Raw genomic sequence first — 17,780 nt, 5'->3', positions numbered from 1 at the left:
CCGGGAATACTCCCCGTGACCCCTTAGCAGTTCTCGTAAAACAACGTTTACTCGGCCTGCTCCTCAGCAGTCTCTTCCTCAGAGACTTCCTCGGTAGCCTCTTCGGCCTTCTCCTCTGCAGGAGCAGCAACCTTTTTAACCTCGGTCTTACCAGCAGGCTTCTTAGCAGCAACGGGCTCATTCACAATCTCGATGATTGAAATCTCAGCACCATCGCCCTTACGGTTGCCAAGCTTGAAAATACGGGTATAACCGCCATCACGGCCATCCCAAAGACCCTGCTCAGCCTTGGAGAAAATCTCGCTTACGAGCTGTGCATCGCCAACCTTTGCAATAGCGAGGCGACGAGAATGAAGATCGCCACGCTTAGCCCAGGTAATAACACGATCAACATCAGTGCGAATTGCCTTGGCGCGAGGGGTTGTTGTCTTAATGCGGTCGTTAGCAAGCAAGGACGCTACAAGGCTCTTCTTCATAGCCTTGGTATGGCTCGCGTCGGTGCCAAGCTTCATGCCGCGCTTCTTATTGTGTCTCATAGTCTTGCTCCTATGCGGTTACGTGGCGTGGCCCTAAGCCTTGAGGCCCAGACCCATCGACTCGAGCTTGTCCTTAACTTCCTCGATGGACTTAACGCCGAAGTTGCGGATGTTGAGAAGATCGTTCTCAGAGAACTCAACAAGCTGACGTACTGAGTGAATGCCTGCACGCTTTAAGCAGTTATAAGAGCGGACAGACAAATCAAGATCCTCGATCTGCTTATCAAGCTCGGTGTTGTCATCAGTTTCGACAGCAGCAAAAATCGACTGCTCCTCGGGCTCTTCGGACTCATCAGCCAGAGTCATGAATGCATTCATGTGCTGGTTAATGATATTGGCAGCCTCGACTACTGTCTCACGAGGGGTTACAGAACCATCGGTCTCAACCTCAAGAACGAGACGGTCGTAGTCGGTGTGCTGACCAACGCGGCAAGGCTCAACAGCCTTTGCGCAACGACGAACCGGCGAGAAACGAGAATCGATGTGAATGATGCCAATAGGATCATCATCGCGCTTGTTGTCATCACCGGAAACATAGCCACGACCAGTACCAATACGCAGAGACATGGTGAGGTGATGACCCTCCCCAAGCGTGCAAACAACCTGATCGGGGTTAATAAGGACAAACTCAGCAGGAACATCGAAATCTCCACCGCAAACGGTGCAAGGACCATCGATGTTAACGCTTGCTACAGCCTCATCGCCGGTGCCCATAGCCTTAAAAACAAGCTCTTTAACGTTAAGCACAATATCGGTAACGTCCTCGTAGACGCCATCGACAGTTGAGAACTCGTGCTGCACTCCGTCGATCCTAATAGCTTCAACAGCGGCACCTTCGAGCGAGGAAAGAAGCACACGACGCAGAGAGTTACCCAGCGTATCGCCATAGCCCCTCTCAAGCGGCTCGACGGTAACGCGGGAAACGTTATCGCGTACATCCTCGACCGAGACGGTGGGTCGAATGAATTCGGACATTGAGTACCTCCAACTGGGCTTACTACTTGGAGTAAAGCTCGACGATCAGCTGTGCGTCGATATCAAGATCGATCTGGTCACGAGATGGGACCTGAAGGACCTTGCCCTGAAGCTTCTCAATATCGATCTCGAGCCATGCAGGAACAGTCATGTGCTCAGAAGAAATGAGAGCCTCCTTGATGGGAAGCAGATCCTTGGCCTTAGGAGCCACAGCAATAACATCTCCGGCCTTCACGCGATAAGAAGGAATGTCTACGCGCTGACCATTAACCGTGATGTGACCATGACGGACGGTCTGGCGAGCCTCTTTACGCGTACGAGCAAAGCCGAGACGGAAGACGACGTTGTCGAGACGAGTCTCGAGAAGAGCCATCAGGTTATCACCAGTAATGCCCTCGAGCTTAAGAGCCTTCTGATAATAGCCGCGGAATTGCTTCTCAAGAACGCCGTAGATGAACTTAGCCTTCTGCTTCTCACGAAGCTGACGACCATATTCACTCTCGTTACGACGCTGACGCTTCGGCTGACGGTTGGATTTCTTATTGATGCCCATAACAATGGGATCGATATCAAGGGACCTGCACCGCTTGAGGACAGGCGTCCTATCCACTGCCATATTTCAGTTCCTTCCTAGCTACACGCGACGACGCTTGCACGGACGGCAACCGTTGTGCGGAATCGGGGTCTTGTCCTGGATGCTCGAAACCTCAAGGCCAGCAGCCTGAAGTGAGCGAATTGCGGTCTCACGGCCGGAGCCGGGGCCTTTTACGAATACGGCAACCTTGTGCAGACCGTGTTCCATTGCAGCCTTTGCGCAGGCCTCAGCAGCCATCTGCGCAGCGAAAGGCGTGGACTTACGCGAGCCCTTGAAGCCCACCGTACCAGCCGACTGCCAAGCAATTACATTGCCCTGGGGGTCGGTGATAGAAATGATCGTGTTATTGAACGTGCTCTTAATGTGGGCCTGACCCACAGCAATGTTCTTGCGCTCGGAGCGCCTGACGCGCTGGCGCGTGTTGTTTTTCTTAGCGGTAGCCATTGCTCAGTCTCCCCTACTTCTTCTTTCCGCCGATCTGACGCTTCGGGCCCTTGCGGGTACGAGCGTTGGTGTGAGTGCGCTGACCGCGCACGGGGAGGCCCTTGCGATGACGAAGGCCACGATAGCAGCCAATCTCCATCAGGCGAGCAATGTTCTGCCTACGCTCACGCCTGAGGTCGCCCTCGACGAGATAGCCATCGTTATCAATGCAATCACGAAGACGGGTTACTTCGTCCTCAGTAAGATCGCGAACGCGGGTGTCAGGATTGACACCAGCCTTTTCACAAATTTTGCTGGCGCTGGTGCGACCAATGCCGTAAATGTAGGTAAGACCAATCTCAACGCGCTTCTCACGCGGAAGGTCTACGCCGTTGATACGGGCCAACTTATTGCTCCCTTCCTAGCCCTGGCGCTGCTTATGGCGCGGGTTCTCGCAGATCACATAGATCTTGCCGTGGCGACGGATGATCTTGCATTTGTCGCACATCTTCTTGACAGAAGGACGTACCTTCATCGTCATTCCTCTCGGTAGATCGAATACGTACTTACTTGGTGGCGAACCAGGTGGAGCTAGTCCGCACTATATAATCGCCCAGCCGCAGGCGTGAATAACCGTCTTACGTACCAAGTATTGGGACAGCAGCATTCCTACTTATAACGATAGGTAATGCGTCCGCGGGTTAAATCGTAGGGAGAAATCTCTACGACCACACGGTCACCTGGGAGAATACGAATGTAATTCATTCGAATCTTCCCGGAGATAGTGCACAGGATCGTCTTCCCGTTCTCCAACTCCACATTAAACATAGCATTTGGAAGTGGCTCAACGACCTTGCCCTCGAGTTCGATGGCGTCCTGTTTACTCACTGGTTGTACCCTCTCTTCGCACAATGACAGCAGTGGAATATTCTATCCGTTACGCAAGCATTAGTCCATGGTCGCACGAATTGACCACATCATTCTGCTTGACCATGTACGCCGCCTTCAAGTTCACACCAAGGCCCGATTGCATCAGTTGTAAGAATACGCGGGCCATCCGATGTAATTGCAACGGTATTTTCGAAATGGCAGGCTAAAGAACCGTCTCGCGTAACAACCGTCCAACCGTTACGCTCTACAGATACTTTGTGTGTTCCCGCAGTGATCATCGGCTCGATAGCAATTACCATGCCAACCTGCAGTTTAACGCCCCTGCCACGCTTTCCAAAGTTTGGCACGTTTGGTTCTTCATGCATATCGCGGCCTACACCATGTCCAACAAAGTCGCGAACAACACTAAAGCCATGGCGCTCAGCCATACGCTGTACCGCATAACCAATATCGCCCATATGGTTACCTGGAAGAGCCTGCGCAATACCGGCTTTCAAACAATCCCTGCCAATTTCGCAGAGAGTGCGAGCTTCACGCGAAGGCTCTCCACAAAAGAACGTCCACGCGTTGTCTCCAACCCATCCGCCTAAAACGGCGCCAGTATCTATGGAGACAATATCTCCATCTTCAAGATGTACATCGGGAGAAGGAATACCGTGGACAACTTGATCGTTGATGCTGGAACAAATACTTGCGGGAAAACCCTCATAACCCTTAAATGCTGGTTTTGCACCATGAGCACGAATAAGGCCTTCTGCAGCATGATCAAGTTCTAAGGTACTTATCCCTGGCCGAATGAGCTCACCTACGCGCCTTAGAGCCATCTTGGAAAGAGCTCCAGCTTTGCTCATTTCTTCTATATCAGCTGGGGTTTTAATTTTTATCATAGACCGAGCATTTCCTTCACATCGGCATACACTTCATCAACCGGACGGTCCCCGTCAACGGCTTTCAGAATTCCGTGCCCACGGTAATACTCCACGAGTGGTGCAGTTTGATTTTCGTATACATCAAGGCGATGCTGAATTGTCTCTGGTTTATCATCATCGCGCTGATACATCTCTCCGTTGCAGCGCGGGCACTTCTCATCGTCTTTTGTGCCGGTGTAGCCGCAACTACGGCATGTACGACGAGCACTCAAGCGGTCAACAATAACACTTGGCTCAACATCAACAAGGAGAGCAGCGTCAAGTGACATATCCATTGCAGCGAGTGCAGAATCCAAAGAAACAGCCTGAGACGTATTGCGAGGGAAGCCATCAAGAATAAATCCACGTTGTGCATCATCGGACTCAAGACGTTCTTTTACGAGGGCAATAACAAGTTCATCTGGAACTAAAGAACCAGAATCCATATACGATTTTGCCTGCTTGCCTAATTCACTCTGGGCCTTAACAGCAGCTCGCAAAAGATCGCCAGTAGAAATGTGAGCTACTCCATATTCTGCAACGAGTTTTTGCGCCTGCGTCCCCTTACCAGCGCCTGGAGCGCCAAGCAGCACGATGTTCATTTGTTGCCTCCCCTATAGATGTAATATGCAGCCTTTTAAAAGTACCGCAATTTCTATTCTAAGAAAAAACCCGGTCGGCAACCGATTTAATCAGCTACTCGACCGGGTACATTTGCCTAGTTCGACCCTCTATTTAAAGAAGCCATCGTAGTTGTGCATCTTCAACTGGCTTTCAAGTTGAGAGATGGTGTCCATTGCGACGCTCACCATAATGAGTACCGAGGTACCACCGAGAGCTCTCATCAGATCGTTTGCTGTGAAAGCAAAGATAATTGAAGGCACAATGGCAATAACTGCCATAAAGATTGCACCAGGCAGTGTGATGTGATTGAGCACACCCTTGATATAGGCTGCAGTTGCAGATCCAGGACGGACACCTGGAATAAAGCCACCCTGCTTACGAAGATTGTCAGCGGTCTCATCGGGATTAAAGACCATAGCGGTGTAGAAATACGCAAAGAAGACAATCAGCAGAATAGAAAGAAGCCAGTTAACCCAACCAGTAGACATTGCGGTTGCAATTGCATTTATCCAACCAACACTCGGGAAAAACACGGCGAGCTGTGCAGGCAAATACAGGATTGCGGATGCAAAGATAATTGGAACAACACCGGCGGTGTTAACTTTGATGGGCAAATAAGTAGACTGTCCACCCATCATCTTGCGTCCTACAACACGCTTAGCATACTGAACGGGGATCCTACGCTGGCCACGCTCAATATAAACAATGAACGGGATGACGAGGCAGATTACCAAGATGGTAACAAGCGCCATGACCCAGCCCATGTCGGAAGATGCAATGGTGGTATGCAAAGCTGAGGGAAGACCACTCAGAATGTTAGCAAAAATGATGAGAGACATGCCATTGCCTACACCACGCTGAGTAATAACCTCTCCGAGCCACATGATAAGAACTGCACCGGTAACCATAGTTACAACGATAACAATATCCATGAGGATCTCGGGAACACCGCAATTGGCAAAGCTAATGCCAAACGTAGGGCTCGTAAAGAGGAAGAGATAACCAATTGCGCTGATGGTAGCCAGCACAATAGTAAGGTAGCGCGTGTACTGCGTAAGGCGACGCTGGCCAGCCTCCCCTTCTTGGGCAAGGTCTGCCAGTGATGGAATAACTGCCTGCATCATTTGCATAATGATCTGCGAAGTGATGTAGGGCATTATTCCCAAACAAAATACCGAGACACGCGACAAAGCGCCACCAGAAAACAGGTCAAGCACCGAGATAAACCCTGCATTTGCTGAGGCGCTCTGATATGCCGCGAGCATCCCCTCAAAGGGGATGCCCGAAACTGGCACATGTGCACCAAGACGGTACAACAATAGAATGCCTAGTGTCAGCAGGATCTTGTCGCGCAGCTCCTTAATACGGAATGCGTTGACAATACCCTTTAGCACGGAAGCTCGACCTTTCCTCCGGCCGCCTCGATCTTAGCCTGTGCCGAAGCGGAAACCTTATCGACACGAACAGTAAGCTTCTTTGTGATTTCACCGTCACCAAGAACCTTAACGGGTGTCAGAGCTGACTTAATAACGCCCTTGGCAACAAGAGTCTCGGCATCGACGACATCGTCATCAGCGAAAAGACCATCGAGTCGAGAAACATTTACAGGGGCATACTCTACACGGTTGATGTTACGGAAACCGGGGAGCTTAGGAAGGCGCATAGCCAGCGGCTGCTGACCACCCTCGAAACCAGCGCCCTTTCCGCCGCCGGAACGAGAAAGCTGACCATTCTGGCCACGACCAGCTGTCGTACCATAACCAGAAGAGTTGCCGCGTCCGATACGCTTACGCGACTTCTTAGAGCCGGGAGCAGGACGGAGATCATTGAGCTGCATTAGATGACTCCTAGTTCTCTTCTACCGCCACGAGGTGCTTGACCTTGAAGATCATGCCTCGGACGCTCGGGTTGTCGGGAAGTTCGACACAGTCGCCAATCTTGCGAAGGCCCATGGCTCGGCAAGTTGCCGTCTGATCCTTCTTGACGGAGCACACGGCGCTGCGAACCAGCTTAACCTTGAGCTTCTTGTCTGCCATTTCTAGTTCTCCTTCTTCCCAACGAACATCTCGGCAACGTTCATGCCGCGACGCTCAGCAACCTGCTCAGGGCTCTCGAGTTGCTTGAGACCCTCGGCGGCAGCCTTAATCATGTTCAGAGCGTTATCGGTGCCAAGCGAGTTCGCGAGAACATTGGTAATACCAGCGAGCTCGAACAGAGGACGAACCGGGCCACCGGCGATAACGCCAGTACCTTCAATAGCCGGCTTAATAAGAACACGGCCGGCACCATAGTGACCCTCAACAGCGTGAGGCACCGAACCAGACTCTGTTACGGGAACCTTAAACATATTCTTCTTAGCGTCATCGACGGCTTTCTGAATTGCCAGAGGCACTTCAGCAGAGCGACCGGAACCAAGTCCGACATTACCCTTACCATCGCCAACAACTACGAGGGCGACGAGAGACATACGACGTCCGCCCTTAACTGTCTTAGAGACGCGACGGATAAAAACGACACGCTCCTGGAGATCGGATTCTTGCTGGCGCTTGCGATCACGAGCCATTGTTTGAAACCTCCTAGAACTTCAGGCCCGCGTTGCGGGCGCCATCAGCGAGAGCCTTAACGCGGCCATGATACAGACGACCGCTACGGTCGAATACAACCGTATCAATGCCCTTCTCGAGTGCACGGCGAGCAACAAGCTCACCTACGAACTCTGCAGCCTCTTTGTTGGAACCAAGCTTGCCGGTTGCACGGAACTCGGGATCCAAGGTAGAAGCAGAGCAAATCGTTGCGGCATCTACATCGTTGATCACCTGTGCGTAAATGTGTGCATTTGTACGGTGCACGCTGAGGCGGGGACGCTCGGGGGTACCACTCACCTTCGCGCGAACGCGACGCTTGCGGCGCTCGAGACCAAGCTTCTTTGCCTTCTGCTTGTCCATTGCCACTCCTTCTCACGCCGCCACCTGACGGGGTGACGGACTTTACCTAATGCGTGTCTGATTACTTAGCAGCCTTGCCGAGCTTCCTACGAATGTGCTCGCCTTCGTAGTGAATACCCTTACCCTTGTAAGGCTCAGGCGGACGCTTCGCACGAATCTCAGCTGCTACCTGACCAACACGTTCCTTAGAAATACCCTTGACAGTAATGTGGGTATTGTCGGGCACCTCAAAAGTAATGCCCTCAGATGCAGCGTAAGGAACTGGATGAGAATAACCAAGAGAAAGCTCGAGGTCCTTGCCCTTCAGGGCAGCACGATAGCCAACGCCTGCAAGCTCAAGCTTCTTCTCAAAGCCCTCAGATACGCCGATAACCATGTTATGAATGAGGGTGCGGGTAAGTCCCTGCTGTGCATTGGATTCCTTAGAATCGTCAACACGCTTAACGAGGATCTCCTCGCCCTCTACAACAATCTCAAGAAGCTCAGAGAACGAACGCTCAAGCTCGCCCTTGGAACCCTTGACGTGAACATTAGTGCCATTAACCGTCACAGTGACCCCAGCGGGAATCTGGACAGGCTTTTTGCCGATACGAGACACGGTGTCTCCTTTCAATTCCTGCCGAGAATTACCAGATATAGGCGATGACTTCGCCGCCGACACCAAGCTGACGGGCGTCGCGGTCGCACATCATGCCCTTAGAGGTTGAAATAACAGCGGTACCAAGGCCACCGTGAACACGCGGAAGATCCTTAGCCGCAGAATAAATACGAAGACCCGGCTTAGAAACGCGACGAATACCGCGAATCGTCTTGGAACGACGAGGGCCATACTTCAGAGTAATTACGAGGGTCTTCTGGGGCTTTGTGTCCTCAACGACGTAGCCCTCGATGTAACCCTCCTCAAAGATCACGCGAGCGATCTCGACAAGCACCTTGCTTGACGGCATCGAGACCGTTGGCTTATTCGCGGAATTAGCATTGCGAATGCGCGTCAGCATATCCGCGATTGGGTCGGTGACGTTCATGTGGTTTTCTCCTTCGTTAGAGATGAATATTCGCGCCGGTTCGCCGCCACCCTTAGCAGCGTCGCCTGGTCGCGATTGCTTCCAGTTTTACCAGCTTGCCTTACGGACGCCAGGAAGCTCGCCTTTGCTTGCCAGCTCGCGGAAGCATACACGGCAGAGACCGAACTTGCGATACACGGAGTGGGGACGACCACAACGCTGGCAACGGTTCTGCTTACGCGTAGAGAACTTCGGCTCGCGCAAAGCCTTGACGATCATCGATGTCTTAGCCACGAATCCTCCTTCTAAATACGCTTCGAAGCCTCGTTTCGAAGCGCTTAAAACCAACTTTAGTTCTGCTTAAACGGGAAGTGGAAGGCATCGAGAAGTGCCTTGCCCTCTTCGTCGGTAGTAGCGGTAGTAACAATGGTGATATCCATACCGCGAGTACGGTCGACCTTATCGTAGTCAATCTCAGGGAAGATAATCTGCTCAGTTACACCCATTGAGAAGTTGCCACGACCATCGAAGCTCTTAGCAGAGATACCACGGAAGTCGCGAATACGTGGGATAGCAATTGCAATAAGGCGATCAAGGAACTCCCACATACGATCGCCACGAAGAGTAACCTTAGCGCCAATAGGCATACCAGCACGAAGGTGGAAAGTAGCAATAGACTTACGGGCGTGCGTAATCATTGGCTGCTGGCCAGTGATAGCACGAAGATCGGCAACAGCGCCATCGATAGCTTTAGAATCGGTAGCAGCCTCACCAACACCCATGTTCACAACGATCTTCTCGATCTTAGGAATCTGGTGAACGTTGGCGTAGTTGAACTGCTTCTGGAGTGCATCGCGCACGGTGGCGTAATACTGCTCCTTCAGACGGGGAATGTACTTCTCCTCTGACATGCAAACTCCTCACTCTTGGGGTTCTCAGCACGGGGTTCCAACCTCGTACCTCCTGGATATCCAGGAGCCATCATCTCTATCCGAGACATAAATATCCTGTCTACGGACACAAATGAACATATTATGCCTTTTGTTCTAAAAAGGAAACCATTAGTTTATGCGCACCATTTATGCACATTTAAAGAAAGCCCGGCTCTGATATCAGAACCGGGCTTTAAGACATGCTATTCGAAGCTGTAATTAGAAGCGCTCGCCGCACTTCTTGCAGACACGAATAAGCCTGCGGTTGCCGTCAAGCTCACCCTGCTCACGGGAAACGCGAACAGGAGCATCACACTTGGGGCAAACAAGCATGACGTTAGAAACGTCAATGGCGGCTTCCTGAGAAACAATGCCGCCGGACTGGTTGTTGGGGTTCGGGCGAACAGCCTTCTTCACGATGGCGACACCCTCCACGACAACCTTGCCTTCGAAAGGAAGAGCACGCAGAACCTTGCCGCGCTTGCCCTTATCCTTGCCGGAGATAACCTCTACGAGGTCGTCCTTCCTAATGTTCATCTTGGGCATGCGATCCGCTCCTTGCCTACAGCGTCTCGGGTGCGAGCGAGACGATCTTCATGTACTTGCGGTCGCGCAGCTCACGGGCAACAGGCCCGAAGATACGCGTACCCACAGGCGAGCCGTCCTTGTTGATCAGGACGCATGCGTTCTGGTCGAAGCGGATGTAGCTGCCATCGGTGCGACGAGTCTCTTTGACGGTACGCACGATAACGCAACGGCAGATGTCGCCCTTTTTAACGTTGCCACCAGGGGTGGCTTCCTGTACGGCACCAATGATAACGTCGCCAATGTGGGCATAACGACGCTTCGAGCCGCCCAGGACCTTAATGCACTTCACACGTCGCGCGCCAGAGTTGTCGGCGACGTTGAGCATAGTCTCCTGCTGAATCATCGAATCCTCCGAACTCATCCTGCCAGAGGTGCGTCCATCGTGCGACGCACATGGCATGGAGCTTTAGCTTACGATCGCGCTACTTGGCCTTCTCGACGATCTCCGTGACGCGCCAACGCTTTGTCTTGGAGAGGGGACGAGTCTCCATAACACGGACAGTGTCACCAAGACCAGCCACAGACTCCTCGTCGTGGCAGTGGAGCTTCTTTGTGGTCGTCATCATCTTGCCGTACTTGGGATGTGACTTGCGCTCGGAGACGGTGACGGTAACGGTCTTCTCGCCGGAGATGGCCGTAACGATTCCGGTACGGACCTTACGCCTATTCCTAATTTCGGTATCGCTCATTGCAATCTCCTGCGTTCTAGTTCTCGGTAGCGGTCTTCTCGGCCGCAATCTGACGGGCGCGAATCTCAGTCAGAATCCGTGCAATCTCATGCTTGACGGTAGAGACGCGCGCAGTGTTATCCAGCTGGCTGGTAGCCATCTGGAAGCGCAGGTTAAAGAGCTCTGCACGACCGTCCTCGAGCTTTTGAGCGAGGTCGGCGTCAGAAAGCTCGCGAATCTCAGATGCCTTCATCGTTCTCTAGTCCTCCCCGTCCTGGTCGGCGCGGGTAATGATCTTGGTCTTGATAGGAAGCTTGTGCGATGCAAGACGCAGAGCCTCACGTGCAACTTCCTCAGACACACCAGCAATCTCAAACATAACGCGGCCAGGCTTTACAACGGCCACCCACTCTTCGGGATTGCCCTTACCGGAACCCATGCGGGTCTCTGCCGGCTTCTTGGTGATGGGCTTATCGGGGAAGATGGTGATCCAGACCTTACCGCCACGCTTCATATAGCGGGTCATGGCAATACGAGCAGCCTCGATCTGGCGGTTAGTGATCCAGTGAGCCTCGAGAGCCTGAATACCATATTCACCAAAATGCAGGGTGGTGCCACCCTTTGCATGACCCTTCATGGAGCCACGCTGAACCTTACGGTGAAGAACGCGCTTAGGAGCCAGCATTAGTTGCCCCTCCTCTCGCTGCGACGGCGGGGACGGCTGGAGCCCTCAAGCGCCGGATTCGACGCAGGCTGGCCGGGAAGCTGCTCGCCGTAATAAATCCAAGTCTTAATACCACAGGCGCCCATGGTGGTGTGAGCAGTTGCCTCACCGTAATCAATACGAGCACGGAGGGTGTGCAGAGGCACACGACCCTCGCGATACCACTCACGGCGACCCATTTCGGCGCCACCAAGACGACCAGAGCACTGAATACGAATGCCCTTAGCGCCAGCCTTGCGTGCAGACTGAACTGCCCTACGCATAGCACGACGGAAGGCAATACGCTGCTCAAGCTGCTCAGCAACGCTCTTTGCAACCAGGTTAGCATCGAGCTCAGGACGCTTAACCTCGATAACATCGACGGTTACCTGACCCTTGCCAACCTGAGCGATCTTCTCAAGATCGCGACGAAGGGCGTCGATCTCGGAACCCTTCTTACCAATAACAATGCCGGGGCGAGCGGTGTAGATAGAAACCTTCACCTTTTCGCCGGCACGCTCAATCTCCACATGGGAGAGCGCGGCGCGCTCAAGACGCTTAGCAAGGAACTTACGGATCGCAAGATCGTTGCCGACAGTCTTAGCGTAGTCCTTCTCGGCGTACCAACGGGAACGCCAGTTCTCGGTGATTCCGAGACGGAAGCCGGTAGGCTGAACTTTCTGGCCCATGCTTTCCCTACGCCTCCTTTCGCGGAGCGACAATGACGGTGATGTGACTCATACGCTTGTTGATACGTGAAGCAGAGCCCTTGGCGCGCGGACGAATGCGCTTAAGGGTTGGGCCCTCATCTACGTAGGCATACTTAACGTAGAGATCGTCGCGACGCAGACCGCTGTTGTTTACAGCGTTTGCGACAGCAGAACGAAGAACTTTCTCAATGTCAACAGCGACAGCACGCTGCGTAAACTGCAGTGTTTCAAATGCGCGGTCAACACTCTTGTTACGGATAGTATCGATGACCAGGCGAGCCTTACGAGGGGCAACCCGGACATACTTTGCGGTAGCGCGGACCTCGTTGGAGGCGGCGTTGGTACGAGCCATTGCTGACCTCCCTTACTGCTTATGTCCGCGGAACGTGCGGGTGGGCGCAAATTCGCCCAGCTTGTGGCCGACCATGGACTCGGTAATGTACACAGGAACGTGCTTGCGACCATCGTGAACAGCGATGGTGTGTCCAACCATCTCGGGGAAGATGGTAGAAGCACGTGACCAAGTCTTGATAACTTCTTTCTTGCCAGACTCGTTCTGAGCGGTGACACGCGCGAGAAGGCGAGTCTCCACGAACGGTCCCTTTTTGAGACTTCTGCTCATGCTTGCAATCTCCTACTGATCGTGTCTTAACGCTACTTAGACTTACGGCGACGGATAATAAGACGGTTCGAAGCCTTCTTCGGATCACGCGTCTTAGCACCCTTAGAGGGCTTGCCCCACGGAGAAACCGAAGGACGACCGGAGGTGTGGTTCTTGCCCTCGCCACCACCATGTGGGTGGTCGACAGGGTTCATGACCGTACCACGGACCGTCGGACGAATGCCCTGCCAGCGGCTGCGGCCAGCTTTACCAATGGTGATGTTGGAATGATCGGCATTGCCGACCTCACCAACGGTTGCACGGCAGGTGAGCTGAACACGACGGAGCTCGGAGGACGGCATACGCAGAACTGCGTAACCATTGTCCTTACCCATCAGCTGAACAGATGTACCAGCGGAGCGGGCGATTGCGGCACCGCGACCAGGCTGGAACTCAATAGCGTGAACAAGCGTACCAACAGGAATGTTGGCAAGCGGCAAGCAGTTGCCCGGCTTGATGTCTGCATCGGGGCCGGACTCAACAACATCGCCGACCTTCAGGCCCTTAGGAGCCAGAATGTAGGCCTTGGCACCATCTACATAGTGAAGCAGAGCGATGCGTGCAGAGCGGTTCGGATCGTACTCGATGGTTGCAACCTTTGCAGGTACACCATCCTTACGACGCTTGAAGTCGATCACACGATACATGCGCTTGTGACCGCCGCCCTGGTGGCGAGTTGTTACGCGACCGTTGTTATTACGGCCAGCCTTCTTGGGCAGAGGCTCGAGAAGCGACTTCTCGGGCTTAGTCGTCGTAATCTCAGAGAAGTCTGAGATGGTCTGAAAGCGACGGCCTGCACTCGTAGGCTTAAGGTGCTTAACTCCCATTACAAAATTCCCTTCTTGTCCGTTGGCCACTTCGTTCAGGGATGGAGACGTTTGTCTCGGCGAAGTGACACCGGATTACCACGGTTCCGCGCGTATCTATTTATGCGCGAAAGTGTTCCCGCGTCTTATAACGCGGGATATTACTTAGGCCTCAGCGCTCTGCTGGTTCCCGAAGATCTCAATTGAGTCGCCAGGAGCAAGCGTAACGACAGCCTTCTTCCATGTGCGAGTCTTGCCCATTGCATAGCGAACACGCTTGTTCTTGGGCTTAACCCACATGGTGTTTACCTTAAGAACGCGGACATTAAAGAGCTTCTCCACCGCGTCGGCAATCTCCTCCTTGGGAGCCTCACGGGCAACCTCGAAGGTGTACTTGTTCTGACCCATAAGGTCGAACGAACGCTCGGTAACAACCGGGCGAATAATGACGTTGTAGACGGAGTTCATTACTGGAGCGCCTCCTCAAGCTGCTTAGCTACCTCAACGCTCATAACAAGGGCAGCGTTATCGATGAGGGTGCCGGCTGTGGCTTCAGACGCGGTGATGACGGAAACCTTCTCCAGATTGCGAAGAGAGAGATAGGCCACAACATCATCGTCGCCAATCACAACGGTGACGCGCTTACCTGCAACGCCGAGAGCCTCAAGCATGGCCTTGGCCTGCTTGGTTGAAGGATCCTCAAAATCATAGGCATCGACAACAACGAGCTCGGAGTCACGGAGCTTGCCAGACAGCACCGAACGCATAGCAAGCTTAACTTCCTTGCTGTTGGTACGCTTAAGGTGCAGGTGCGGATTAGGTCCAAAGACCACGCCACCGCCAGTCCACTGCGGAGCGCGGATGGTGCCCTGACGAGCACGACCAGTGCCCTTCTGGCGCCACGGCTTCTTGCCGCCACCAGAGACAGCAGAGCGGTTCTTAGTTGAGTGTGTACCCTGACGCATATTGGATGCCTGGCAGACAATAACCTGATGCGTTACAGGGATGTTCGGCTCAATGCCGAAAACGTCGGACGAGAACTCAACAGCGTCGAGCTGCTCCCCCTTCGTGTTCCTGATTTCGATCTTGGACATCATGTTCTCCTTGTTAGCCTAAAAGCTTGATCGAGTGGATTGATCTGGGCCCTTAGGCCATGCGGATCGAGACGATGCCGTTCTTGCCACCGGGAACCGCACCCTTGATAAGCATGAGGTTCTGCTCGGCATCGACCTGAATGAGCTTGAGGTTTTTCACCGTTACGCGCTCGTTGCCCATATGACCAGCCATGTGCAGGCCCTTACGGACGCGTGCAGGATATGCACACTGGCCAATGGAACCCGGCTTGCGCTGGTTACGAGAACCGTGGGTCATGGGGCCGCGTGAGAAGTTCCAACGCTTAATGGTGCCCTGGAAGCCCTTACCCTTAGAAGTGCCGGTGACGTCAACGCTCTTCACGTCGGCAAAATCCGCCACGGTTACAACATCGCCACAGTTGTGCTCTTCACCGTTCTCGACACGAACCTCGCGCAGATAGCGCATGGGCTCAACGCCGGCACGAGAAAAGTGACCAGCCATTGGCTTGTTGACATGCTTGGCGGAAACACTGCCGAAGCCGATCTGTACGGCGTCATAGCCGTCAGTCGCCTTCGTCTTTACCTGCGAAACAACGCAGGGGCCTGCCTGGATGACGGTGACTGGAACGACGTTGTCGTCCTCATCCCACACCTGTGTCATCCCGATCTTGCGGCCAAGAATCGTGCTGACCATTCCTATTCCTTACCCTCGGTGGTCATGGGACTCTCAGACACACCCTGTGCCTTCCCCAGCGGACCACGTCTTGTCTTTGCTGCTTGTGAGAAATGCTCTTCAAACGAAGCGTTTGACCTTGTGAAATAGCCAGCCTGACCGAGATTCCGACCGATATTTCTTGGCCAATCACTCTGCTGAGACACACTTGTCCCACAAAAGCGCAGCCGTATCAGTGTACACGTCCTGAGCGGCTTTCACAATGTCTTCGCAAATTATTTTGTAGCTCTGAACTGCACATCCATATTCCACCGGGCCGGGCGTTTCGGTAGTTACTTATCAGTTTGGCAATTCACGTATTTCGACACCGCCTGTAGTGCTATGCCACAGAAAACACATACCGATCGAGTCTTCCAAACGCCTCTTGCACGCGAGCATGCGGCAAAGCAAGGTTTACGCGAATATGACATGGGCCATGGAATGGCCTGCCGTCTTGCCATGCAACACCCACATCCCATCCAGCGCGAAGCAGATCATCTAGCGTTGTATTGTTTTGTGCGCACCACTCAGAACAATCCAGGAAGAGCATGTAGGTACCTTCTGGCTTATCTACATGGATGCCCTTGTAGTTCTCGGTTATGTGTTTGTATGCCCAGTCCACATTGTCACCGAGAACCTCTATCAACTCGTCTACCCACTGCATGCCCTCTGAGGTATATGCTCCCATCAATGCATGCATAGAGAGGACATTCATTTCGTTATAGTGAGCCTTCGATGAAGCGCTGAGTACACGTTCACGCAGATAGTCATCGTAAATAATGTGGTAGCTACCCACGAGTCCAGCTAAATTGAATGTTTTTGATGGAGCGTAGAGCGCTACTGTACGGCGACGTGCATCTTCTGAGACCGACTGTGTAGGAACATGTTTGTGACCTGGAAGAATGATGTCACTCCAAATCTCATCGGAGATGACAACACAATCGTGTGCTGCATACACCTCCATAGCCTTCTCAATTTCTTCGCGCTGCCATACGCGTCCAAGCGGATTGTGTGGCGAACAAAAGACGGCGACATGAATGTGATGTTCACGCAGACGTCGAGCCATATCTTCATAATCCATACGCCACACTCCCTGCTCATCGCGGATGAGTGGGGAAAGTTCAATACGATACCCAGCATTCTCAATACTGCTGGTAAAGCCAATATACGTTGGACTATGTACTAAAACCGTATCTCCTGGTCGAGCGAATGCTTGAAGAGTTGATACAAGCCCACCAAGTACACCGTTTTCGTAACCAATATGCTTTCGCTCGAGTCCTGATACACCATTGCGCTTTTCATGCCAGGAGATAATGGCATCAAAATACTCAGGTCGATCGTAGAAATAGCCAAAATGCGGCTGAGCAAGTCGCGCTGAGATTGCCTCAATAATTGAAGGACATACAGGGAAATTCATGTCTGCAACCCACATCGGGATTGCATCAAACCCTTCTTTGGGTGCACCGGGGACCCCGGGTGTTCCTAGGGCATCAACAGCCATGGCATCCTGTCCATGGCGATCCATAATGGTTGTGAAATCGTATTTCATAGCAATCTCTTTTCGCTTGCTCAAACGCATTCGTAGTTACTCGCAATTCACTTTACCGTATGGATCACCCAGACAATCGTCTTCAAACAAAATAACCCCCAACCCACTGCAAGAATCGTAATCCTTGTGGGTTGGGGGTTGTTACGTTAAAGCTACGTAAGACTAGAGCTTGATCTCAATATCCACGCCGGCAGGCAAATCAAGACGCATCAGCGAATCGACCGTGCTTGAAGTGGGATCAAGAATGTCGATAAGACGCTTGTGAGTGCGCATCTCGAACTGCTCACGGGAATCCTTATCCTTGTGCGGAGAGCGGATAACCGTGTAAAGATTACGCTCAGTCGGCAGAGGAATGGGGCCGGAAACACGGGCGCCCGTCTTCTGAGCAGTATCAACAATGAGCTTCGAGGACTGATCAACGATCTCGTGATCGTAGCCCTTGAGGCGAATCCTGATCTTCTGGCTTGACACTTTATA

At 52.8% G+C, this 17,780-nt stretch carries 33 protein-coding genes; all 33 read right to left on the bottom strand.

Features of this window, described 5'->3' with window-relative positions:
- Positions 1–47: 47 nt before the first annotated feature.
- Entirely contained in the window at positions 48–536 is a 489-nt protein-coding gene (gene rplQ / locus ACQY6Y_RS05305) for a 50S ribosomal protein L17 (protein WP_428379265.1), read from the bottom strand.
- Positions 537–569: 33 nt separating this feature from the next.
- Positions 570–1,511 carry a DNA-directed RNA polymerase subunit alpha gene (locus ACQY6Y_RS05300; protein WP_428379264.1) on the bottom strand — a complete coding sequence of 314 codons (942 nt, stop codon included), beginning with the start codon at positions 1,509–1,511 and terminating at the stop codon, positions 570–572.
- 22 nt (positions 1,512–1,533) lie between these two features.
- Positions 1,534–2,127, bottom strand: coding sequence for a 30S ribosomal protein S4 (rpsD, locus tag ACQY6Y_RS05295; protein WP_428379263.1), 594 nt, complete (start codon positions 2,125–2,127; stop codon positions 1,534–1,536).
- An 18-nt stretch (positions 2,128–2,145) separates the two neighbouring features.
- A complete protein-coding gene (gene rpsK / locus ACQY6Y_RS05290; RefSeq protein WP_428379262.1) occupies positions 2,146–2,550 on the bottom strand; it encodes a 30S ribosomal protein S11 in 405 nt (134 codons plus the stop codon).
- Positions 2,551–2,563: 13 nt separating this feature from the next.
- Positions 2,564–2,935, bottom strand: coding sequence for a 30S ribosomal protein S13 (rpsM, locus tag ACQY6Y_RS05285; RefSeq protein WP_428379261.1), 372 nt, complete (start codon positions 2,933–2,935; stop codon positions 2,564–2,566).
- 15 nt (positions 2,936–2,950) lie between these two features.
- Entirely contained in the window at positions 2,951–3,064 is a 114-nt protein-coding gene (rpmJ, locus tag ACQY6Y_RS05280) for a 50S ribosomal protein L36 (protein ID WP_058985540.1), read from the bottom strand.
- Positions 3,065–3,198: 134 nt separating this feature from the next.
- Entirely contained in the window at positions 3,199–3,417 is a 219-nt protein-coding gene (gene infA, locus ACQY6Y_RS05275; protein ID WP_072374229.1) for a translation initiation factor IF-1, read from the bottom strand.
- Positions 3,418–3,506: 89 nt separating this feature from the next.
- Positions 3,507–4,307 (bottom strand): type I methionyl aminopeptidase, encoded by an 801-nt coding sequence (gene map, locus ACQY6Y_RS05270; protein ID WP_428379260.1) that lies wholly within the window; start codon positions 4,305–4,307, stop codon positions 3,507–3,509.
- On the bottom strand, positions 4,304–4,930 hold the full coding sequence (locus ACQY6Y_RS05265; RefSeq protein WP_428379259.1) for an adenylate kinase: 627 nt from the start codon (positions 4,928–4,930) through the stop codon (positions 4,304–4,306). The genes map and ACQY6Y_RS05265 overlap by 4 nt, the downstream gene beginning before the upstream one ends.
- A 129-nt stretch (positions 4,931–5,059) precedes the next feature.
- On the bottom strand, positions 5,060–6,346 hold the full coding sequence (gene secY, locus ACQY6Y_RS05260; protein WP_428379258.1) for a preprotein translocase subunit SecY: 1,287 nt from the start codon (positions 6,344–6,346) through the stop codon (positions 5,060–5,062).
- Positions 6,340–6,789, bottom strand: coding sequence for a 50S ribosomal protein L15 (gene rplO, locus ACQY6Y_RS05255; protein WP_428379257.1), 450 nt, complete (start codon positions 6,787–6,789; stop codon positions 6,340–6,342). Before rplO ends, secY begins: the two co-directional genes overlap by 7 nt.
- Positions 6,790–6,799: 10 nt before the next feature.
- A complete protein-coding gene (gene rpmD, locus ACQY6Y_RS05250; protein ID WP_428379256.1) occupies positions 6,800–6,988 on the bottom strand; it encodes a 50S ribosomal protein L30 in 189 nt (62 codons plus the stop codon).
- A gap of 2 nt (positions 6,989–6,990) precedes the next feature.
- Entirely contained in the window at positions 6,991–7,515 is a 525-nt protein-coding gene (gene rpsE / locus ACQY6Y_RS05245; RefSeq protein WP_428379255.1) for a 30S ribosomal protein S5, read from the bottom strand.
- A gap of 13 nt (positions 7,516–7,528) precedes the next feature.
- Positions 7,529–7,897: a 50S ribosomal protein L18 gene (gene rplR, locus ACQY6Y_RS05240; protein WP_428379254.1), complete on the bottom strand. Its 369-nt coding sequence runs from the start codon at positions 7,895–7,897 to the stop codon at positions 7,529–7,531.
- A gap of 61 nt (positions 7,898–7,958) precedes the next feature.
- Complete coding sequence (rplF, locus tag ACQY6Y_RS05235) at positions 7,959–8,495, bottom strand: 50S ribosomal protein L6 (RefSeq protein WP_428379253.1); 537 nt, start codon at positions 8,493–8,495, stop codon at positions 7,959–7,961.
- Between the two features lie 28 nt (positions 8,496–8,523).
- Complete coding sequence (rpsH, locus tag ACQY6Y_RS05230) at positions 8,524–8,922, bottom strand: 30S ribosomal protein S8 (protein WP_428379252.1); 399 nt, start codon at positions 8,920–8,922, stop codon at positions 8,524–8,526.
- 87 nt (positions 8,923–9,009) lie between these two features.
- Positions 9,010–9,195: a type Z 30S ribosomal protein S14 gene (locus ACQY6Y_RS05225; protein ID WP_428379251.1), complete on the bottom strand. Its 186-nt coding sequence runs from the start codon at positions 9,193–9,195 to the stop codon at positions 9,010–9,012.
- A gap of 56 nt (positions 9,196–9,251) precedes the next feature.
- Positions 9,252–9,812: a 50S ribosomal protein L5 gene (gene rplE, locus ACQY6Y_RS05220; RefSeq protein WP_428379250.1), complete on the bottom strand. Its 561-nt coding sequence runs from the start codon at positions 9,810–9,812 to the stop codon at positions 9,252–9,254.
- A 240-nt stretch (positions 9,813–10,052) separates the two neighbouring features.
- The gene (rplX, locus tag ACQY6Y_RS05215; protein WP_428379249.1) at positions 10,053–10,379 is read right to left on the bottom strand and encodes a 50S ribosomal protein L24; all 327 of its coding nucleotides are present in this window, start codon (positions 10,377–10,379) and stop codon (positions 10,053–10,055) included.
- 16 nt (positions 10,380–10,395) lie between these two features.
- The gene (gene rplN, locus ACQY6Y_RS05210) at positions 10,396–10,764 is read right to left on the bottom strand and encodes a 50S ribosomal protein L14 (protein ID WP_428379248.1); all 369 of its coding nucleotides are present in this window, start codon (positions 10,762–10,764) and stop codon (positions 10,396–10,398) included.
- 79 nt (positions 10,765–10,843) lie between these two features.
- Positions 10,844–11,110 (bottom strand): 30S ribosomal protein S17, encoded by a 267-nt coding sequence (gene rpsQ / locus ACQY6Y_RS05205; protein WP_428379247.1) that lies wholly within the window; start codon positions 11,108–11,110, stop codon positions 10,844–10,846.
- 16 nt (positions 11,111–11,126) lie between these two features.
- Positions 11,127–11,342, bottom strand: a complete 216-nt coding sequence (rpmC, locus tag ACQY6Y_RS05200; RefSeq protein WP_428379246.1) for a 50S ribosomal protein L29 — start codon at positions 11,340–11,342, stop codon at positions 11,127–11,129.
- Between the two features lie 6 nt (positions 11,343–11,348).
- Positions 11,349–11,774: a 50S ribosomal protein L16 gene (rplP, locus tag ACQY6Y_RS05195; protein ID WP_428379245.1), complete on the bottom strand. Its 426-nt coding sequence runs from the start codon at positions 11,772–11,774 to the stop codon at positions 11,349–11,351.
- Positions 11,774–12,481 carry a 30S ribosomal protein S3 gene (gene rpsC, locus ACQY6Y_RS05190; protein WP_428379244.1) on the bottom strand — a complete coding sequence of 236 codons (708 nt, stop codon included), beginning with the start codon at positions 12,479–12,481 and terminating at the stop codon, positions 11,774–11,776. The genes rplP and rpsC overlap by 1 nt, the downstream gene beginning before the upstream one ends.
- Positions 12,482–12,488: 7 nt before the next feature.
- On the bottom strand, positions 12,489–12,854 hold the full coding sequence (rplV, locus tag ACQY6Y_RS05185; RefSeq protein WP_428379243.1) for a 50S ribosomal protein L22: 366 nt from the start codon (positions 12,852–12,854) through the stop codon (positions 12,489–12,491).
- Positions 12,855–12,866: 12 nt separating this feature from the next.
- A complete protein-coding gene (rpsS, locus tag ACQY6Y_RS05180) occupies positions 12,867–13,124 on the bottom strand; it encodes a 30S ribosomal protein S19 (protein ID WP_428379242.1) in 258 nt (85 codons plus the stop codon).
- 32 nt (positions 13,125–13,156) lie between these two features.
- Entirely contained in the window at positions 13,157–13,990 is an 834-nt protein-coding gene (gene rplB / locus ACQY6Y_RS05175) for a 50S ribosomal protein L2 (RefSeq protein ID WP_428379241.1), read from the bottom strand.
- Between the two features lie 144 nt (positions 13,991–14,134).
- Positions 14,135–14,437: a 50S ribosomal protein L23 gene (rplW, locus tag ACQY6Y_RS05170; RefSeq protein WP_428379240.1), complete on the bottom strand. Its 303-nt coding sequence runs from the start codon at positions 14,435–14,437 to the stop codon at positions 14,135–14,137.
- A complete protein-coding gene (rplD, locus tag ACQY6Y_RS05165) occupies positions 14,437–15,063 on the bottom strand; it encodes a 50S ribosomal protein L4 (protein WP_428379239.1) in 627 nt (208 codons plus the stop codon). The genes rplW and rplD overlap by 1 nt, the downstream gene beginning before the upstream one ends.
- A gap of 52 nt (positions 15,064–15,115) precedes the next feature.
- Complete coding sequence (gene rplC, locus ACQY6Y_RS05160) at positions 15,116–15,736, bottom strand: 50S ribosomal protein L3 (RefSeq protein ID WP_428379238.1); 621 nt, start codon at positions 15,734–15,736, stop codon at positions 15,116–15,118.
- 2 nt (positions 15,737–15,738) lie between these two features.
- Positions 15,739–15,921: a hypothetical protein gene (locus tag ACQY6Y_RS05155; RefSeq protein ID WP_428379237.1), complete on the bottom strand. Its 183-nt coding sequence runs from the start codon at positions 15,919–15,921 to the stop codon at positions 15,739–15,741.
- 173 nt (positions 15,922–16,094) lie between these two features.
- Positions 16,095–17,303 (bottom strand): MalY/PatB family protein, encoded by a 1,209-nt coding sequence (locus ACQY6Y_RS05150; RefSeq protein WP_428379236.1) that lies wholly within the window; start codon positions 17,301–17,303, stop codon positions 16,095–16,097.
- Between the two features lie 162 nt (positions 17,304–17,465).
- Positions 17,466–17,774 (bottom strand): 30S ribosomal protein S10, encoded by a 309-nt coding sequence (gene rpsJ / locus ACQY6Y_RS05145; RefSeq protein WP_428379235.1) that lies wholly within the window; start codon positions 17,772–17,774, stop codon positions 17,466–17,468.
- Between the last annotated feature and the right edge of the window lie 6 nt (positions 17,775–17,780).

The sequence above is a fragment of the Olsenella sp. Marseille-QA0557 genome, assembly GCF_965119725.1.
GTDB classification, from domain to species: Bacteria; Actinomycetota; Coriobacteriia; order Coriobacteriales; family Atopobiaceae; genus Coprovicinus; species Coprovicinus avistercoris.
Note: the sequence above shows the minus strand (reverse complement) of the source record. Positions and strands in the feature narration are given on the sequence as shown.

Bases quoted from the DNA above. Each gene is read 5' to 3' on its own strand.
- rplB (WP_428379241.1), bottom strand. From the start codon at position 13,990: ATGGGAGTTAAGCACCTTAAGCCTACGAGTGCAGGCCGTCGCTTTCAG.
- ACQY6Y_RS05150 (WP_428379236.1), bottom strand. From the start codon at position 17,303: ATGAAATACGATTTCACAACCATTATGGATCGCCATGGACAGGATGCC.
- rplE (WP_428379250.1), bottom strand. From the start codon at position 9,812: ATGTCAGAGGAGAAGTACATTCCCCGTCTGAAGGAGCAGTATTACGCC.
- rplO (WP_428379257.1), bottom strand. From the start codon at position 6,789: ATGCAGCTCAATGATCTCCGTCCTGCTCCCGGCTCTAAGAAGTCGCGT.
- rplQ (WP_428379265.1), bottom strand. From the start codon at position 536: ATGAGACACAATAAGAAGCGCGGCATGAAGCTTGGCACCGACGCGAGC.
- rplC (WP_428379238.1), bottom strand. From the start codon at position 15,736: ATGGTCAGCACGATTCTTGGCCGCAAGATCGGGATGACACAGGTGTGG.
- rpmC (WP_428379246.1), bottom strand. From the start codon at position 11,342: ATGAAGGCATCTGAGATTCGCGAGCTTTCTGACGCCGACCTCGCTCAA.
- rpsH (WP_428379252.1), bottom strand. From the start codon at position 8,922: ATGAACGTCACCGACCCAATCGCGGATATGCTGACGCGCATTCGCAAT.
- ACQY6Y_RS05265 (WP_428379259.1), bottom strand. From the start codon at position 4,930: ATGAACATCGTGCTGCTTGGCGCTCCAGGCGCTGGTAAGGGGACGCAG.
- ACQY6Y_RS05300 (WP_428379264.1), bottom strand. From the start codon at position 1,511: ATGTCCGAATTCATTCGACCCACCGTCTCGGTCGAGGATGTACGCGAT.
- rplR (WP_428379254.1), bottom strand. From the start codon at position 7,897: ATGGACAAGCAGAAGGCAAAGAAGCTTGGTCTCGAGCGCCGCAAGCGT.
- rpmD (WP_428379256.1), bottom strand. From the start codon at position 6,988: ATGGCAGACAAGAAGCTCAAGGTTAAGCTGGTTCGCAGCGCCGTGTGC.
- rpsK (WP_428379262.1), bottom strand. From the start codon at position 2,550: ATGGCTACCGCTAAGAAAAACAACACGCGCCAGCGCGTCAGGCGCTCC.
- rplV (WP_428379243.1), bottom strand. From the start codon at position 12,854: ATGGCTCGTACCAACGCCGCCTCCAACGAGGTCCGCGCTACCGCAAAG.
- rpsS (WP_428379242.1), bottom strand. From the start codon at position 13,124: ATGAGCAGAAGTCTCAAAAAGGGACCGTTCGTGGAGACTCGCCTTCTC.
- rpsC (WP_428379244.1), bottom strand. From the start codon at position 12,481: ATGGGCCAGAAAGTTCAGCCTACCGGCTTCCGTCTCGGAATCACCGAG.
- rplD (WP_428379239.1), bottom strand. From the start codon at position 15,063: ATGTCCAAGATCGAAATCAGGAACACGAAGGGGGAGCAGCTCGACGCT.
- rplP (WP_428379245.1), bottom strand. From the start codon at position 11,774: ATGCTGGCTCCTAAGCGCGTTCTTCACCGTAAGGTTCAGCGTGGCTCC.
- rpsQ (WP_428379247.1), bottom strand. From the start codon at position 11,110: ATGAGCGATACCGAAATTAGGAATAGGCGTAAGGTCCGTACCGGAATC.
- rplX (WP_428379249.1), bottom strand. From the start codon at position 10,379: ATGCCCAAGATGAACATTAGGAAGGACGACCTCGTAGAGGTTATCTCC.
- map (WP_428379260.1), bottom strand. From the start codon at position 4,307: ATGATAAAAATTAAAACCCCAGCTGATATAGAAGAAATGAGCAAAGCT.
- rpmJ (WP_058985540.1), bottom strand. From the start codon at position 3,064: ATGAAGGTACGTCCTTCTGTCAAGAAGATGTGCGACAAATGCAAGATC.
- rplW (WP_428379240.1), bottom strand. From the start codon at position 14,437: ATGAACTCCGTCTACAACGTCATTATTCGCCCGGTTGTTACCGAGCGT.
- rpsD (WP_428379263.1), bottom strand. From the start codon at position 2,127: ATGGCAGTGGATAGGACGCCTGTCCTCAAGCGGTGCAGGTCCCTTGAT.
- rplN (WP_428379248.1), bottom strand. From the start codon at position 10,764: ATGATTCAGCAGGAGACTATGCTCAACGTCGCCGACAACTCTGGCGCG.
- rpsE (WP_428379255.1), bottom strand. From the start codon at position 7,515: ATGGCTCGTGATCGCAAGCGCCAGCAAGAATCCGATCTCCAGGAGCGT.